The sequence below is a fragment of the Pedobacter agri genome, from assembly GCF_032678665.1.
Lineage (GTDB): Bacteria > Bacteroidota > Bacteroidia > Sphingobacteriales > Sphingobacteriaceae > Pedobacter > Pedobacter agri_A.
In genome coordinates this window covers 239,812-255,913 of the sequence record NZ_JAVTSH010000002.1, presented here as the reverse complement: position 1 = coordinate 255,913, position 16,102 = coordinate 239,812, and the positions used below count along the sequence as shown (strand labels likewise).

Sequence of the window (16,102 nt, the reverse complement as noted above, 5' to 3'; positions counted from 1 at the left end):
TATTTTCAAAAGGGTTTTGATATTACGTCAAAACCCTTTTTCTTTATAGCCTAATCAAACATGATGAAAACGCTCTCTACGCTCCTACTTTTTTTTATTGTTTTTTTGGCCGTCGCTCAGGAAAGCGATTCGACAAAAGTACGCTCTAAAAAGAACGCCTTTGGTTTTAAGGAGAATTTTACTGAATTAATCTCTAAACCTGGCATTAGAAATGGGTTAACTCAAATATTTCAAGACCAAGTAATATTAGCTTATGGTTTGTATAAAAATGATAAACGGGTTGGCCGATGGCGTTTTTTTAAACACAAGGATAGTGTAGAACAAATCTTTAATTATGATTTAAACAAAGTTGATTATAATCGCCCGATAAATACGATATCTTACGTAATTGATAGCCTGAAGGAAGGAGACCGTGTGATAAAACCTGTAAAAATTGGCGGCTTTAGAATGGCATTTAAGGCGATATTCCAGGAATCACACCATTACGGAATTCCAATCAACCCAGCAATTTACGATCAGTTCTACATTTTCACAGTTAATGAAGCAGGAATTTTAACCAAAGTAGAGGAAAAGGTTTCATCAAAAGATTACAACACAAAAACCACTGCGCTTAAGTTGAATAAATTTCTGAATGATGAGTTCAGGTTCATACCAGCATATGTGAATGGCAAACCCAAAGAAAGTAAGATCGTGTTAAAAGCTAAGCTAACTGTGCAGTAAAAAGAATATTCTAAATCATCCAAAAAAATAATCTAAAATAATGAAAACGCTCTACACATTCCTATTGCTTGCACTTTGCTTTACGGCATTTGCTCAAAAAAGTGATTCAACACATATGCATTATCGGATCACTCGTGGTATAATTTCGCATCAAACTGTACTAAAATCTAAACCAAATATCAAAAATGGGTTCTGCGAAATGATTTCTGGAAGAAAAGTTATTGCTTCTGGCATCTATAAAAATAATGAACGCATTGGTAGATGGAGGTTCTTTAATCTTCAAGATAGTTTAGAACAAGTATATAACTATACATCAAAACAAATAGAATATAATGCACCAAATAAGGATTTCACATATTATATCGATTCTGTAAAAACTAATGACCGAATAATCTACCCCGTTAAAATTGGCGGATTTACTTACTCATTATATTATTTATTGCGTGAGTTTAAAGCACCGCTTGAGCTAAGAACGGCAGCAGGAGTTGCCAGCTTATTTTATATTTTTACCTTAAATGATACAGGAAAACTCATAAAATTTGAAACAAAAGTTGCCTCTTCAGTTTATAATAGAATTGATGTGATCAATTTAGATAAACTTCGAAAAGAAGATTTTGAGTTTTCACCAGCGATTAAAAATGGGAAACCGGTACCTAGCACCCTCGTATGGGAAACTAAATTAACAATAAATTAAAAACTTCTATGTCTGTGTAGCGTTTTCGCCCCGTTTATCGTTTTAGAAGAAAAAAGTGTTAATGGCCGTTAACCAATTTTAATTCTAAAATTGATTTAAAACATGAAAACTCATTTGAAAAACTTTAGCTTAACAACAAAAATTGCACTCTCTCTTCTCGCTATAACCACCATATTCTCTGCCTGTAAAAAAGATTGGGATAATGATCCGATTGAAGCTGCAGGCATTGGCTTCGTTCATGCTTCGCCAGGTACAGCTGCGCTTGATTTTGTATTAGATAATCAAAAAATCGGCAGCTTTACTTACACTAACGATCGCGGTTACTACGCAGCATATCCAGGAAACAGGATTATCGGCGTTGCCAAGAAAGATTCGTTAAAATACCTAACCAGCGGCACAGGAACTTTGAAACAAGGTGCTTTTTATTCTGCTTTTGTAGTAGATACTCTTAAATCGACTAAAATTTTATTGGTTGAAGATGATTTGAAAGCACCGGATGCAGATAAAGCTAAAGTACGTTTCATTAACTTAAGTCCAGGTTCCACCGCCTTAGATTTAGCTGTTGAAGGAAATGCCACTGCGTTATTTACTGCAAAAGCATTTAAAGAATTTACCCCATTTGCATCCATCAACCCATCAGAAAGTTATACTTTCCAGGTAAAAGAAGCAGGATCGGCAACGGTAAAAGCAACTTTACCCGCAGTAAAAATCGAAAAAGGAAAAATTTACACCATTTGGGCAAAAGGATTGAGCAGCAAAACAGATAGCACAAAATTTGGACTAGCTGTGATGACAAACAAATAATATCTACTTATGAAATAAGCACCATTCTAAAGCTGGAATGGTGTTATTTCGTTAATTTTGAATAAGGGTTTAAAACGCTTATAAAAAAATCAAACTTTAAATAGTCCTTTACAGGAGTGATAAAAAAGATACTCAGTTTTGAGGAAATTTTAAAAGGCTGTGTAAAAAACGACAGTAGCTGTAAAGAAATGATGTATAAATCATTTTATGGCTATTTAATGGGCATTATTTTAAGGTATACCAAAAATGCTTCAGATAGCGAAGAGCTTGTAAATGATAGTTTTATCAAAATTTTTAAACATGTCGGCAATTTTAAATCGCCTAAAAACCCGGAAGAATTGCAACGATCGTTCAAAGGTTGGATTGCGCAGATTGCATCGCGTACTGCAATTGATAAAATCAGGACCGCAAAAACACAGTACTATGTAGATGACCTTGGCGAAGACGAACATCCTGTAACGCAGGTTTCAATCGCTTCTGAGTTACATGTAAATGATATTTTAAACTTACTTAATCATTTACCAGATACGCAACGACTGGTTTTTAATTTATATGAAATTGAAGGTTTCGCACATGATGAAATTTCGAAAATGTTAAACATTCCCGAAAGCTCAAGCCGCGTGTATTTAACCCGCTCGAAAAATAAATTACGTACACTTTACCTGAATACAATGGTTGGTTCCTATAAAAAAAATGGATAAAGAATTAATAGACCATATTGCTACACAGCTTCAACACCATGAGGAATCTTATTCTCCGGGTGCATGGGAGCGTTTTGCTGAAAAGGAAAATAAACCGAAAGGTTTTGTTCTTTGGCCTGTATGGATAGCTGCTGCATTGATTTTAGTTTTGAGCAGTACATTTTTGATATTAAATAATCAAAATCATAAACAGGATTTAGTCATCCTAAATAAAAAAACGATCGAAGAAAAACCTGTAGCACCAAATAACAAACCGGCGATTAAGAATGATGAGGTTGAAATGGTTACATCATTAAATACGCCCCGCATCAAAAATAGCCATGCTCGAGTTGCCCCGGCAAGCCTAAATAGCCAGATAACGGATCAGGTTATTACCGAAATTTCAAATACAAATGATCCGGTTAATGAAATTAAAAACCACAACGTGTTAGCTAATGCGCTAATCAACATACCGCTTGCTTCTTACGGTGATAGGAAATTAGAAATTAAAGCCGAACCTAAAAAAGAAAAACCGTTTAAAAAGCCAACCTTTGAAGATTTGCTGGCACAAGACAGCAAAATAAATGAGTTGAAAAATACCAGTAAAACCCAGGCAAATGCAAAATGGGAACCGGGAGTGTATGTGGCGCCTGCGATGGGGAATGACAATAAAGTGAACATGAATTATGGCTTTTCGCTTTCCTACAAATTGGCCGAAAAACTTTCCATCAGTTCTGGTATTGCATATTCATCGTTGAGTTCAACAAGCAATCCATCGGCACAAAATGGAAACAGTAATGATGCAATGGCGAGTGCTGTACCAAGTTCGGCGGCACTGGCAACATATTCGTCTAATAATGCCCGAAGCCTGGAATCGGTTAATGCCAGTGTTCGCGGAATAAACATCCCACTGGAATTAAAATATAACATCAGCAAAAAGGTTTATACAGGAGTTGGTGTTTCGGCACTGGCCATTTTAAACAACAGGCAAGACAATAATTACCTGGTAAGCAGTGGAAAAAATGTTACCGTAGCCAACACAGCGGGCGTAGCTGAACAGCGAATGCTTATTGTTACCGAGCGGATCTCTGAACCGCAAGCCCAGGCATCAAGTGTAACTGATAAATATATTGGCTTCTATAATTTCTCTTTAGGATACAAGCAAAAAATATCGAAGAAAACTGACTTTGCCATAGAACCTTTTCTGAGGGTGCCAATGAAAACTTTTTCGAATGATAACCTCAACCTAACCAATGGCGGCTTAAGGCTAAAAATTGATTTTTAAAATTCATTGCGGATCAAAAATTAAGTTTTTTAATTGATCTGCTAAGTCTTTTGATTGTATACGCAGGAAGATGCTGATATCGAAACCTAAGGAATAACATATTCAGCAACCTTACTCAACCCCTGTTACAGCAGCAGTTACGTTGATTTTGTTATAAATGAATTACACTAGCCAACCTACATCTTTCTTATATTTGTGCTGACATGAGAAAAGGAATAATGAAAGCACTGGCATTTATATTGTTAATTTTTATTGGCTTTAATGCCCAGGCACAGCATGATCCCAGCGATCAAATGGATTCTCCAAACTGGGATGTAATTGGCGGCATCACTTTTAAAACTGTAAAGCCGACAGAAAAATATGCTGTTTACTCACCGGGCATTAAAAAATTTGAAAACAAACCGTTTGAGCTTTCGGGGTATATTGTCCCCATTAAAGATGGCATGAAGCAAACGAAGTTTATGCTTTCTACTTTACCCATTAATCAGTGTTTTTATTGTGGTAAAAATGGGATTCCGATTATGGTTTTAGTGGAAATGGCCGAACCAATTAAGTTCACTTATCAACCCATTACGGTGAAAGGTGTGTTGAAATTGAGCACCACCAACACGATGGATAATCCTCCGGTGCTCTTATCTACATCAAAATTATTATAAACAAAAAATCCCGATTCATCATCGGGATTTTTTTATTGATTATTTATAAAATCAAGATATTCTAGTGACCTGAGTGGCCATCAGCACCGTGAGCGTGGCCATGAGCCAACTCATCTTGCGTAGCTTCGCGAACATTTAAAATGGTTCCAGCGAACAATAAATTTTTACCAGCCATAGGGTGGTTTAAATCAACTGCAACTGTTTCATCATGAACAGCAGTAACCCCAGCTCTGAATTGGTTACCATTGTTATCTTGTAAAGGAATTACATCACCAACAGATGGAACTTCACCGCCAGCTTCTGTAAACATCGATTTTGGAAGATCAGCGAAAGCGCCTGGATCAATTTCTCCGTAACCATCAGCAGCAGATAGTTCAAAGCTGTATTCAGCACCAGTAGTTAAACCAGCTAAATGCTCTTCAAATTTAGGCAACATCATGCCAACGCCATATAAAAATACTAAAGGATTTTGCTCATCAGCTTTTTCAACAAAAACTTGTTGTCCTTCTTCGTTTGTAGTGTGCAATTCATAAGTTACTGCGACTACTGAGTTTGGTGAAATATTCATTTAATCTTTTTTAATGTAAATATGCTAATGCGTCCTCAACAGTGTTAACCGGTAACTGGCATACTTTATTTCGGCAAATATAAACTTTTGTTTCATTGCTTTGCTTACCTTTTAACAGCGGCAGGTTACTTTTTGTTCCGCCTAATGTAATTTTGTTGGGAATATAATAAATACTTAACTCCAGCTTAATGGCCTCTGTTTCTAAGCCGGAGAGGGCAATTTCATTGATTCCATAAACTTCATTAAGCAGTTGTATTGCCCAGTTTGAATAGGCTGAGCCATAAGTTTTAATTTTCGGCTGAACCGAAGCCAGCATTTCCAAGGCTTTATTGGCGTAGTCTTCCAAATCGAATAACAAACCTAATTTTGTTAAATTTTGTGCCATTGTTGAATTTGATGCTGGAATTACATTATCCATAACCTCATGTTTACGGGCAATCAGGCTTTCGCCGGTTGCTGAGGTATAAAAAAACATTGGTGAATCAGGATCACTAAAGTTTTCAATAACATAATCGGTTAATAATTTTGCCTCATTCAACCAGTTTTCATCAAAGTCATATTCATAAAGCGCAATTAAAGCCTCTATTAAAAATGCATAATCATCTAAAAAAGCAGTGATGGAAGCTTTTCCATTTTTATAATTACGATACAAACCACCATTTATTGTTTTTAAATTACCTAAAGTAAACCGGGCTGCTGCCGCTGCTTTTTGATAATATAAATCATGGCTTAAAATGGTTGCCGCGTCAGCCAGTGCTTTAATCATCATGGCATTCCAGGCGGTTAAACACTTATCATCCAAACCTGGCCGTACCCGCTTGTTTCTAACTTCCATTAATTTCGCTTTTGCTGCGTTTACCCGATCATACAAGGCTGCTGCATCTATATCATATTTAGATAGCAACTCATCATCAGTAAGGGTTTTTCTTAAGATGTTAGTGTGTTCTTCTTCCCAGTTACCATCTTCTGTAATATTAAAATAATCAGCCAATAGTGATGCATCATCTCCTAATATTTGATCAAATTCAGTTTTATCCCACACATAGAATTTACCTTCCACCCCTTCGCTATCTGCATCCAATGCCGAAAAAAACAAACCTTCAGCAGATGTCATCTCATTGAAAACCCAATTAATACTTTCAACAGCTGTCTGCTTAAAAGAATCGAATTTGGTACATTGATAAGCTTCGGTATATAAACTAATGAGCTGTGCATTATCATATAGCATTTTTTCGAAATGCGGCACATGCCATTTATCATCAACGGAATATCGGGCAAAGCCACCGCCAATCTGATCATAAATTCCGCCCCTACTCATTTCCTCTAGTGTATGGCAAACCGCTGTAAAAACCGATTCATCATCTTTTAAGTAGCCGTAACGCAATAAGAAAACCCAGTTGTTAGGCAATGGAAATTTAGGCGCCCGGTTATAACCACCAAAACCAATATCAAAATGGCGTTTCCAGGGTTCAATAATTTCGGTTAAATGTTCATCAGTGTACTCTTCTTTTGTAACCGATGGAATTATTTTTTCGCTATCGCGGATGCCTGAGGTTAATCGCTCTGCGTATTGAATGGCTTTCTCAGGCTCGTTTGTCCATAGCGCAGCCACATTTTCAAGGATATTAATCCAGTCATTTTTCCTGAAATAAGTTCCACCGTAAATTGGGCGTTGATCAGGCAAGCAAATACAATTCAGAGGCCAGCCGCCACTGCCCGTCATTAACTGGATGGCGTACATATAAATCTGGTCGATGTCCGGGCGCTCCTCACGATCTACCTTAATACAAACGAAATGTTTGTTCATCACTTCGGCTACCTCAAAGTTTTCAAAACTTTCACGTTCCATTACGTGGCACCAATGGCAGGCCGAATAACCAATACTTACTAAAATAAGTTTATTTTCAGTTTTGGCTTTTTCTAATGCCTCTTCGCCCCATTCGTACCATTGAACAGGATTATAAGCATGTTGCAGTAGATATGGCGATGAAGCATTAATTAGGCTATTGGGTTCAGAATGTACGTTTGACATGAATTTGCGGTATAAAAATGAATTGGTAAAGCTATTAATTATCTACAAAGCTGTTTTGTTTTAGTTTTGTTTTTATACTTTAGTTGGAAATCTATTGAGTAATGGAACAGGTGAATAATATATCGATAACAAGTATATATTTTAAATCCCAGATGTTCTGATTTATACCATCAATCAATAACAACCATGAAAATCACACATACCGAAATATACCGCTTCAGCATCCCGATGGAGCCTTTTGTAATTGCTACAGGAACCATGCATTTTGCCCAGAATGTGCTGATCAGAATTTATACTGATGCCGGGATTCACGGAATTGGTGAATGCTCAGCCTTTCCGATGATTGTGGGTGAAACTCAGGAAACCTGCATTGCCATGGCCAAAGATTTCGCCGCAATTCTAAAAGGAAAAGATCCACTGGAAATACCCGAGCGGATGAATGAATTACTGGGCTATGCAGATCATAACAGCACCATTAAAAGTGCTTTTGATATGGCGCTTTTTGATATCGCAGCGAAAAATGCCGGACTACCTTTATATAAATTTTTGGGTGGCTCAAAAAAAACCATCGAAACGGATATGACCATTGGCATCGACAGTCCGGAGGGAATGGCTGCTACAGCATTAAAATATGTGGAAAAGGGCTGCAGGATCATCAAAATTAAACTGGGTAAAAAAATTCATGATGATATTGAACGGGTAAAACACATCCGCGAGGCAGTTGGAAACGACATTACTTTGCGCCTAGATGCGAACCAGGGCTGGAGTTTTGACGATGCATTATTCGCATTGGGCGAACTTGAAAAATACGACATTGAATTCTGCGAACAACCCATGCGTACCTGGTACGATGATCAATTGCCAGCATTAAATGTAAACTCACCTATTAAGTTAATGGCTGATGAAAGTTGCTACAATCATCATGACGCACGTAAACTGATCAATAGCCAATCAACCACTTACCTGAACATTAAATTCTCCAAATCGGGAGGCATTTTGGAAGCCCAGAAGATACACGAAGAAGCTTTACAAACAGGAGTAAAATGTATGATTGGCAGTATGCTGGAAAGCAGAATTGCGTTGACGGCAAATCTTCACTTTGCTTTGGCCAGTCCTAATGTAGAATTTTTTGATTTAGATACCGCTCTTTTAGGCCATTTGGCCGATCCTTGCATTGGTGGATTAACCTATAACGGGTATTTTTTAGATGTTTCTGATGAAATAGGCATTGGCGCCGAAGCGGATGAATTTTTCCTGGAGAAATGCGAAAGCTGGACGATTTAGATGATTTGTCATTAGTTCATTGGTTGATTGGCTCATTAGTTAATTAGCAAATTGAAAAGGATGCTGCTGTTCGAGATCATTCGTTCATTAGTTCATTAGTTTATTGGTTCATTGGTTGTTTAGTTACCAATGCACCTTGCTATGGCCACCACTGGCTGCTGTTGCTGCTATTGCTGCTGTTCGAGATGTTAGCGCAGCGCATCTCGAACTTAGAAATAAAATAGGATTTCTAATCCTAGTACGCATTTTCACCCTTTCCGGGAGCGTAGTTCTATTTCACTAACATCTCCGCCAGCGCTTTGCTATCGCCGCTAAAGGCTGCTGTTCGAGATGTTAGCGCAGCGCATCTCGAACTTAGAAATAAAATAGGATTTCTAATCCTATTTTACATTTTCACCGAATTTAAAAATAAAACAGGATTTCTAATCCTAGTCATTTTCACCCTTGCCATGAGTGTTGCTCTATTTCACCAACATCTCCGCCAGCGCTGTACTATCACCGCTGAAGGCATTGAAATCCACAACATGGCCGATCCCATTAATTTTGGCCTTATCAGAATGTTGCCAGAACTTCCATCGGCTTTCATCCAGTCGTAATTTTGGCTGATAGTAATGGGCAATCCAAAGTGGATAATCATCTAATTTTCCTTCTAAATGATCTTCGTAAAATTTAAGCCCGGTGTAAATGATGGGGCGAACTTTAGTTTTCAATTCGACATAGGTAAGGAAATCAGATAGCTCTAAACGCATCCTTAAAGGCGAAACACCATCTAAAGTTTCAATGTCTACTACAGGTGGCAAATCCCCTTTCTCAATATTAACTACCTGCAAAAAGAATTTTGCCTGTGCTTTACCGCTTTTTTTAGGCCTGAAGAAATGATAAGCACCACAAACAATACCCGCTTTTGGGGCTTCCCTCCAGTTTCGCTGAAAATACGGATCAACTGTTAAGATACCCTCGGTGGCTTTAATAAAAGCAAAACTTACTTTCACTTCATCCTCTTTCATCGCCTTCACCTTTCCCCAGTTAATTTTGCCCTGGTAATAAGAAACATCAATGCCATGCACTACATATTTTTTGGGTATCTTAATATTGAAACTCTCGTAAGTCCGGTAGTTGGGATCTTGCCCCCAGTCTTTTATCCATCGCCAGGTAGAAACAAATCCATTTAGAATATATCCGTAGTAAAACGGAGAAAGTAAAATCAACAGTAAACCTGCAATAGCTACCTTCCATTGTGTAGGAAAAGGTTTTGATTTCTTCTTGCGTACCGTGGTTTTTCGGGTTGCGGGTTTCCGGGTAACAGCAGGCTTTCTTTTTTCTGGAGGCATAGTTTATTCAACTGCAAATTTGTAAAAAATTATCAGTTTTGTGCTGATCTATTTGATAATGGTTTCGCTACTTTTGCAAACCAAATATCTCTATGTTCAAACTTATTTTTGATACTTACAAATCATCTTTCAGCGGTTTAAGCAGGGAAACCTGGCTGCTAAGCATTGTAATGATGTTTAACAGATGCGGCAGTATGGCCGTTCCGTTTATGGGTTTGTACGTAACCCAAAGTTTGCACCGTAGTGAAATCGATGCGGGTTTAATCATTACCTTGTTTGGTGTCGGTTCTATTTTGGGTTCGGCTACCGGGGGAAAGCTTACTGATATCATTGGTTTCAGACCAGTTCAAATACTTTCTTCAGTTATTGGCGGACTGCTGTTCATCTTATTTTCGACCATAACGCACTTTTCTACACTCTGTGTTTTGGCAGTTGTGATCAGTTTCTTCTCCGAAGCTTTTCGCCCGGCCAATTTTACAGCAGTAGCGCATTACGCTAAGGAAGGTACAATAACGCGTTCATATTCGTTAAACCGACTTGCCGTAAACATTGGCTGGTCGGCGGGAATAAGTATGGCGGGAATAATTGCTTCGATAAATTACAAGCTATTATTTGTTGTAGAAGGCGGCGTAAGCATTTTAGTAGGTATAGCCATTTTATTTTTACTACCTCAGGTTAAAGATTTTATAAAAAAAGCAAAAGAAAACCGCAGCAATATGGTTATTTTGAAACCCTGGCAAGATGCTTTTTATGTTCGCTTCATACTGTTAACCACACTCTTTATTACGTGTGCTTTCCTGATGTTTAGGGTTGTTCCGGTATTTTTTAAGGAGCAATGGCATATTGATGAGTTCGCCATCGGCATAATCATTGGCATAAACGGAGCGATAATTGCCCTCTTTGAAATGATTATGATCAATAAAATTGAAAAGAAAAGGTCGCCGATGTTTTTTATCATAATCGGTTCCATTTTCTTTGCAGTTTCATATTTGCTGCTTAGTGCACCGATCATTTTTCACGTTTTTACGGCAATACTAACCATCGTGACTTTTACCATTGGCGAAATGTTCGTACTTCCCTTTATAAATACGGTGGTAATTAGTAGAAGTAACGAGCATAATAGAGGTTTATATGCTGCAGGATATACGCTAAGCTGGAGTTGTGCGCAGGTAGTTGGTCCAATGGCAGGTTTTTTTATCGCAAAGCACCTCGGTTATAATTGGCTTTGGTTCGGATTGGCCTGCATCCTTTTAATTTGTGCTTACGGCTTCAGTTTGTTAGATAAAAATCAGGCGGGTAATGTGTCAGAAAGCAAGTAAAGTCAGTTTTTAAAAAAGCTAAGAACTGACTTTAGAGAATTTATTTAACCTTTTGCGCTTTAACACCTTCATTTGTAATTTTTACCGGAAGGATTTTTCCATCAGCATCAAATTTCATTTCATCAATACAGGTAACACGGTGATTTCCATCTGTTTCGCTTAAAGGACGGCGGTGATAAACAATATGGTAGGTACCTTTTTTCTCGTTAATTAGTAAAGAATGATGTCCTGCCCCTCTCGCTACTTCCGGGTCTTGCTTCAAAATTTTATCCACTCTTTTAAACGGACCGAAAGGTGAATCGGCAATGGCATAAGCTACAGAATAATCCGGACCAGTCCAGCCGCCTTCGCTCCACATAAAATAATATTTACCATCTTTAATAAACATGTAAGGCCCTTCTACATAATTTTCTGGCGTAATTTCTTTAAATGTAGTTCCATCCTCAAAAGGCACAAAACTTGTAAAATCAGCATTTAATTTGGCAATGTTACAATGTTTCCAGCCACCATAAATTAAATAATACTGTCCGTCTTTATCTTTAAAAACAAACTGATCAATAGGTTGCGCACCATTGTGGAACTTATCTACCAGCGGTTTTCCCAGATGATCTTTGTAAGGCCCTTCAGGTTTATCGGCCACAGCTACACCGATTCCACCAACTTCGTTATCACTTTGAATATCGTTTGCGCCAAAAAACAGATAGTACTTTTTATCTTTCTGTACAATTGATGGTGCCCACATGGCTTTATTCGCCCATTTTACCGCCGCCGTATCTAAAACATGGGGATGTTTTTTCCATTTTACCAAATCATCAGACGAAAAAGCATCAAGGAAAACCTGTTCCCTATATTTTGCAGAGTAGGTAGGGTAAACCCAATACTTGTTATTAAAAATAGCAGCTTCAGGATCTGCATACCAACCTTGAAATATTGGATTTCCGGATTGCTTAATCGATTTAGTACTTTGAGCAAAAGAAACAGATCCTGCCAAAAGTAAAAGAGATGAGAATAGGTATTTCATGTGCACAATTTAAAAAAAAATAGCCAAAAACGATTTTTCTTTTTTAGAAAAGCAGTTGCTGTGCTTATGGCTCAGATCAGTCCCGCCCCCATTTCAAATCTTTACCGAAAAAAAATCGGTAAAGGATTTTACATTCAGGTCGGGTTTAGGTGGCTTGGCTTGGTTTGCTATGAATGTTTTTAACCACCCCCAACCCCTCCTAAATTAGGAGGGGAGTTCCCCTAATAGTTTTAGAATCCTTCCCCTTCCCCTCTAATAACTGTAGATCCAGCTCCCCATCTTGTTTTCAAGGAGGGCTTAGGAGTCGTTTTCTGCTCCAAAATATTTTTTTTAAAAAAATAGCCAAAAGCGATTTTTCTTTTTTAGAAAAGCAGTTGCTGTGCTTATGGCTCAATTTAGTCCCGCCCCCATTTCAAATCTTTACCGAAAAAAAATCGGTAAAGGATTTTACATTCAGGTCGGGTTTAGGTGGCTTGGCTTGTTTTGCTATGAATGTTTTTAACCACCCCCAACCCCTCCTAAATTAGGAGGGGAGTTCCCCTCATAGTTTTAGAATCCTTCCCCTTCCTCTTCAATAACTACGTTATCCAGCTCCCCATCTTGTTTTCGAGGAGGGATTAAGAGTCGTTTTCTGCTCCAGAATAACCCTTTAAAAAAATAGCCAAAAACGATTTTTATTTTTTAGAAAAGCAGTTGCTGTGCTTATGGCTCAATTCAGTCCCGCCCCCATTGCAAATCTTTACCGAAAAAAAATCGGTAAAGGATTTTACATTCAGGTCGGGTTTAGGTGGCTTGGCTTGTTTTGCTATGAATGTTTTTAACCACCCCCAACCCCTCCTAAATTAGGAGGGGAGTTCCCCTCAAAGTTTTAGAATCCTTCCCCCCTCCAATAACTGTATGATCCAGCTTCCTGTCTTGTCTTCGAGGAGGGCTTTGGAGTCGTTTTCTGCTCCAAAACATTTAGTAAATAAGAACCACAAGGGTTGCAGATCAATTAAAAAAAGTATTCATTCCCCAAAAAAAAAATCCCCGTTTATTAAAATAAACAGGGATTTTTAGGTTATCTTGCTTGGAAGATAAATCGATTATTTGCTTAATTCAGCGAAATATTTATGAAACAAAGGCAAAGTTTCTATCCCTTTGTAATAATTGTAAATATCGTATTTCTCGTTTGGCGAATGCAAGGCATCACTATCTAAACCGAAACCAAAAAGAACAGATTTAATACCCAAAACATCTTCGAATAAAGCAACGATTGGAATACTGCCCCCACCACGGGTTGGAATAGCTTTTTTACCAAAACTATCTTCAATAGCTTTTTCAGCAGCCTGGTAAGCGATACTATCAGTAGGTGTTACTACTGGCTCTCCGCCATGGTGTGGCGTAACCTTAACTTTTACATTTTTAGGTGCAATGCTTTCAAAATGTTTGGCAAAAATTTCTGAAATCTCCTCTGAACTTTGATTTGGAACCAAACGCATCGAAATTTTTGCATTGGCTTTGCTCGGCAATACAGTTTTTGCACCCTCGCCAATGTAACCGCTCCAAATTCCGTTTACCTCTAACGTAGGGCGGGTTCCTGTACGCTCTAATGTAGAATAGCCTTTTTCACCCCAAACTTCATCAATAGCTAAATCCTGTTTGTATTCAGCTTCATCATAAGGCGCAGAGTTTAATGCTTTCTTCTCTTCATCGGTGAGCTCTACAACTTTATCGTAAAACGCAGGGATGGTGATGTGATTATTTTCATCATGTAAAGAAGCGATCATTTTGCAAAGAATAGTTGCCGGATTGGCCACTGCTCCGCCATAAACGCCAGAGTGTAAATCGCGGTTCGGACCAACAACCTCAACTTCCATGTAAGCCAGGCCACGTAAACCGGTTTCGATAGATGGATGCTCCATGCTAATCATCGATGTATCAGAAATTAACACCACATCAGCTTTTAAACGCTCCGCATTTTCTTTAACAAAAATACCAAGGTTTGCAGAACCTACCTCCTCTTCACCTTCAATCATAAACTTAACGTTGCAAGCCAAAGTATTGGTTTGCATCATCAATTCAAATGCTTTTACATGCATGTAAAACTGGCCTTTATCATCGCAGGCACCGCGGGCATAAATTTTACCATCACGAACGGTTGGTTCAAATGGTGGTGTGTGCCAAAGTTCTAAGGGATCTGCAGGCTGCACATCATAATGGCCATAAATTAAAACCGTAGGCAAAGCGCTATCTATAATTTTCTCTCCGTAAACAATAGGATATCCTGCTGTAGGGCAAATCTCAACCTGGTCTGCTCCGGCATCTTTCAGTTTTTGCGCCACATAATCCGCTGTTTTTAAAACATCGTCTTTATATTTTGGATCAGCACTCACCGAAGGAAAACGCAATAATTCAAACAACTCTGCTAAAAAGCGTTCTTTGTGCGTTTCTACATAATTTTTAATCTCTTGCATAACAAAATGAATTTGGGCAAATATATGATTTTAGCACAAAAGGCATAAGGGAATAAGTCAATTGGATATAATTTTCAACTTCAGGTCTTACCATTTTTATATCATAAAAGCCCGAGCATTTCACACAAACCAGATTTGTTAATTAATTGTTGTTTTTAAATAAAATTCAACTTATTGAAATATATTTTAAACCATTTTTTCTTAAATTGCACCATTTAAGAGATATCCATAATTAAAATCCGAATGAATCAATTGTAATGAAAATTAGCACGCGACTTTATCTCCTTTTGGTGTTGCTTTTTTCTTTTGGTATTTCTGCTTTTTCTCAAACTACTACTCCACCCAGAGTAAGTTGCCCGGAAGCTGCCCAATTTTACGCTAGAGACAGTATTAATATTGTAACCTTCGGTGCGAGTACTGTTGAGGGGGTAAATGGTGCCGGCTTTCAAACCATGCTGAAAAACAATTTCGTTAACTGTTATACAAACAAAGTTGTAGACATTACCAATCATGGTATTGGGGGACAAACTACCTTTCAGGGTCTACTAAGGATTGATAATGCCATTAAAGACAGAACCGGTTTCATCGTGATTTCTATGGGCATTAATGATGCGCTGGCCATTGCTAATAACCGGGGCAGTATTGCCGAAACGGAAGCCAATATGCGCTCGCTGATTTCTACAGCCTTGAGGCAAAAATTAGTTCCTATTCTTTGTACACTTCAATACGCTGACGACCGCAGTACACCCTCTCTAGTGGCGGTTAATAACACCATCAGGGCTTTGAATGTGATTTACAGGAGATTAGTTACGGAGTATAAAATTTACCTGGCCGATGTTAATGCTGCCATGAGGCGTGATTTTACTTTGTACCAGGATGCATTTCACCCGAATGCCAGAGGATACCGATTGATTAGTTATGTAATCTTCGACTCAATTAACAAGGCTATTTTTGATAGATTTCTAATGTTTGTGGTGTCGCAAAATTATCCAAATCCTGCCGGAAGCCAAACTTATCTAGATCTTGTATTGCCACAAACTGATAAGCTAACCATACAAGTTTACGATATGATGGGAAGGCTGGTCAAAACGGTACTCAATGAATACCTGAATATCGGTAAACATACTTTAGAGATCAATACTTCAACCTTTGTTCCCGGAATATACTTTTTAAAACTAACTTCTGATTCAGGCCAATATAATGCTGCGAAAAAGTTTATTGTAGCGAGGTAACAAAAGGTATAACCATCCGT

14 protein-coding genes are annotated in these 16,102 nt (G+C 38.1%); 9 read left to right on the top strand and 5 right to left on the bottom strand.

Features of this window, described 5'->3' with window-relative positions; translation table 11 throughout:
* Nucleotides 1-60: 60 nt before the first annotated feature.
* The 6 genes from R2Q70_RS04610 (at nucleotide 61) to R2Q70_RS04585 (ending at nucleotide 4,839) form a co-directional block, all read left to right on the top strand.
* Nucleotides 61-720, top strand: a complete 660-nt coding sequence (locus R2Q70_RS04610) for a hypothetical protein (RefSeq protein ID WP_316806477.1) — start codon at nucleotides 61-63, stop codon at nucleotides 718-720.
* 40 nt (nucleotides 721-760) lie between these two features.
* Nucleotides 761-1,414, top strand: coding sequence for a hypothetical protein (locus R2Q70_RS04605; RefSeq protein ID WP_316806476.1), 654 nt, complete (start codon nucleotides 761-763; stop codon nucleotides 1,412-1,414).
* Nucleotides 1,415-1,516: 102 nt separating this feature from the next.
* Nucleotides 1,517-2,218, top strand: coding sequence for a DUF4397 domain-containing protein (locus R2Q70_RS04600; RefSeq protein ID WP_316806475.1), 702 nt, complete (start codon nucleotides 1,517-1,519; stop codon nucleotides 2,216-2,218).
* A gap of 116 nt (nucleotides 2,219-2,334) precedes the next feature.
* Nucleotides 2,335-2,919 (top strand): RNA polymerase sigma factor, encoded by a 585-nt coding sequence (locus R2Q70_RS04595; RefSeq protein ID WP_316806474.1) that lies wholly within the window; start codon nucleotides 2,335-2,337, stop codon nucleotides 2,917-2,919.
* On the top strand, nucleotides 2,912-4,183 hold the full coding sequence (locus tag R2Q70_RS04590; RefSeq protein WP_316806473.1) for a hypothetical protein: 1,272 nt from the start codon (nucleotides 2,912-2,914) through the stop codon (nucleotides 4,181-4,183). The genes R2Q70_RS04595 and R2Q70_RS04590 overlap by 8 nt, the downstream gene beginning before the upstream one ends.
* A 203-nt stretch (nucleotides 4,184-4,386) precedes the next feature.
* Nucleotides 4,387-4,839 (top strand): hypothetical protein, encoded by a 453-nt coding sequence (locus R2Q70_RS04585; protein WP_316806472.1) that lies wholly within the window; start codon nucleotides 4,387-4,389, stop codon nucleotides 4,837-4,839.
* 61 nt (nucleotides 4,840-4,900) lie between these two features.
* Here R2Q70_RS04585 and R2Q70_RS04580 read toward each other — a convergent pair whose 3' ends face one another.
* A complete protein-coding gene (locus R2Q70_RS04580) occupies nucleotides 4,901-5,407 on the bottom strand; it encodes a peptidylprolyl isomerase (protein ID WP_316806471.1) in 507 nt (168 codons plus the stop codon).
* Between the two features lie 10 nt (nucleotides 5,408-5,417).
* Nucleotides 5,418-7,439: a thioredoxin domain-containing protein gene (locus R2Q70_RS04575; RefSeq protein ID WP_316806470.1), complete on the bottom strand. Its 2,022-nt coding sequence runs from the start codon at nucleotides 7,437-7,439 to the stop codon at nucleotides 5,418-5,420.
* A gap of 186 nt (nucleotides 7,440-7,625) precedes the next feature.
* On the opposite strand from R2Q70_RS04575, the gene R2Q70_RS04570 reads away from it, so the two are divergent.
* Nucleotides 7,626-8,723, top strand: a complete 1,098-nt coding sequence (locus tag R2Q70_RS04570; RefSeq protein WP_316806469.1) for a dipeptide epimerase — start codon at nucleotides 7,626-7,628, stop codon at nucleotides 8,721-8,723.
* A 461-nt stretch (nucleotides 8,724-9,184) separates the two neighbouring features.
* On the opposite strand, the gene R2Q70_RS04565 is transcribed toward R2Q70_RS04570, so the two are convergent.
* On the bottom strand, nucleotides 9,185-10,054 hold the full coding sequence (locus R2Q70_RS04565) for a glycoside hydrolase family 25 protein (RefSeq protein WP_316806468.1): 870 nt from the start codon (nucleotides 10,052-10,054) through the stop codon (nucleotides 9,185-9,187).
* Between the two features lie 92 nt (nucleotides 10,055-10,146).
* On the opposite strand from R2Q70_RS04565, the gene R2Q70_RS04560 reads away from it, so the two are divergent.
* Entirely contained in the window at nucleotides 10,147-11,373 is a 1,227-nt protein-coding gene (locus R2Q70_RS04560) for an MFS transporter (RefSeq protein WP_316806467.1), read from the top strand.
* Nucleotides 11,374-11,413: 40 nt separating this feature from the next.
* Here the strand turns inward: R2Q70_RS04560 and R2Q70_RS04555 are convergent, their stop codons facing one another.
* Nucleotides 11,414-12,394 (bottom strand): glycoside hydrolase family 43 protein, encoded by a 981-nt coding sequence (locus R2Q70_RS04555; protein ID WP_316806466.1) that lies wholly within the window; start codon nucleotides 12,392-12,394, stop codon nucleotides 11,414-11,416.
* A gap of 1,085 nt (nucleotides 12,395-13,479) precedes the next feature.
* On the bottom strand, nucleotides 13,480-14,850 hold the full coding sequence (locus R2Q70_RS04550) for a dipeptidase (RefSeq protein ID WP_316806465.1): 1,371 nt from the start codon (nucleotides 14,848-14,850) through the stop codon (nucleotides 13,480-13,482).
* 257 nt (nucleotides 14,851-15,107) lie between these two features.
* Between R2Q70_RS04550 and R2Q70_RS04545 the strand changes: the two genes are divergently transcribed.
* Nucleotides 15,108-16,082 carry an SGNH/GDSL hydrolase family protein gene (locus R2Q70_RS04545; RefSeq protein WP_316806463.1) on the top strand — a complete coding sequence of 325 codons (975 nt, stop codon included), beginning with the start codon at nucleotides 15,108-15,110 and terminating at the stop codon, nucleotides 16,080-16,082.
* The last annotated feature ends 20 nt before the right edge of the window (nucleotides 16,083-16,102 follow it).

Coding starts and splice junctions, on each gene's coding strand:
- R2Q70_RS04575 (WP_316806470.1), bottom strand. CDS start 7,439: ATGTCAAACGTACATTCTGAACCCAATAGCCTAATTAATGCTTCATCG.
- R2Q70_RS04550 (WP_316806465.1), bottom strand. CDS start 14,850: ATGCAAGAGATTAAAAATTATGTAGAAACGCACAAAGAACGCTTTTTA.
- R2Q70_RS04545 (WP_316806463.1), top strand. CDS start 15,108: ATGAAAATTAGCACGCGACTTTATCTCCTTTTGGTGTTGCTTTTTTCT.
- R2Q70_RS04560 (WP_316806467.1), top strand. CDS start 10,147: ATGTTCAAACTTATTTTTGATACTTACAAATCATCTTTCAGCGGTTTA.
- R2Q70_RS04580 (WP_316806471.1), bottom strand. CDS start 5,407: ATGAATATTTCACCAAACTCAGTAGTCGCAGTAACTTATGAATTGCAC.
- R2Q70_RS04565 (WP_316806468.1), bottom strand. CDS start 10,054: ATGCCTCCAGAAAAAAGAAAGCCTGCTGTTACCCGGAAACCCGCAACC.
- R2Q70_RS04610 (WP_316806477.1), top strand. CDS start 61: ATGATGAAAACGCTCTCTACGCTCCTACTTTTTTTTATTGTTTTTTTG.
- R2Q70_RS04605 (WP_316806476.1), top strand. CDS start 761: ATGAAAACGCTCTACACATTCCTATTGCTTGCACTTTGCTTTACGGCA.
- R2Q70_RS04585 (WP_316806472.1), top strand. CDS start 4,387: ATGAGAAAAGGAATAATGAAAGCACTGGCATTTATATTGTTAATTTTT.
- R2Q70_RS04600 (WP_316806475.1), top strand. CDS start 1,517: ATGAAAACTCATTTGAAAAACTTTAGCTTAACAACAAAAATTGCACTC.
- R2Q70_RS04555 (WP_316806466.1), bottom strand. CDS start 12,394: ATGAAATACCTATTCTCATCTCTTTTACTTTTGGCAGGATCTGTTTCT.
- R2Q70_RS04590 (WP_316806473.1), top strand. CDS start 2,912: ATGGATAAAGAATTAATAGACCATATTGCTACACAGCTTCAACACCAT.
- R2Q70_RS04570 (WP_316806469.1), top strand. CDS start 7,626: ATGAAAATCACACATACCGAAATATACCGCTTCAGCATCCCGATGGAG.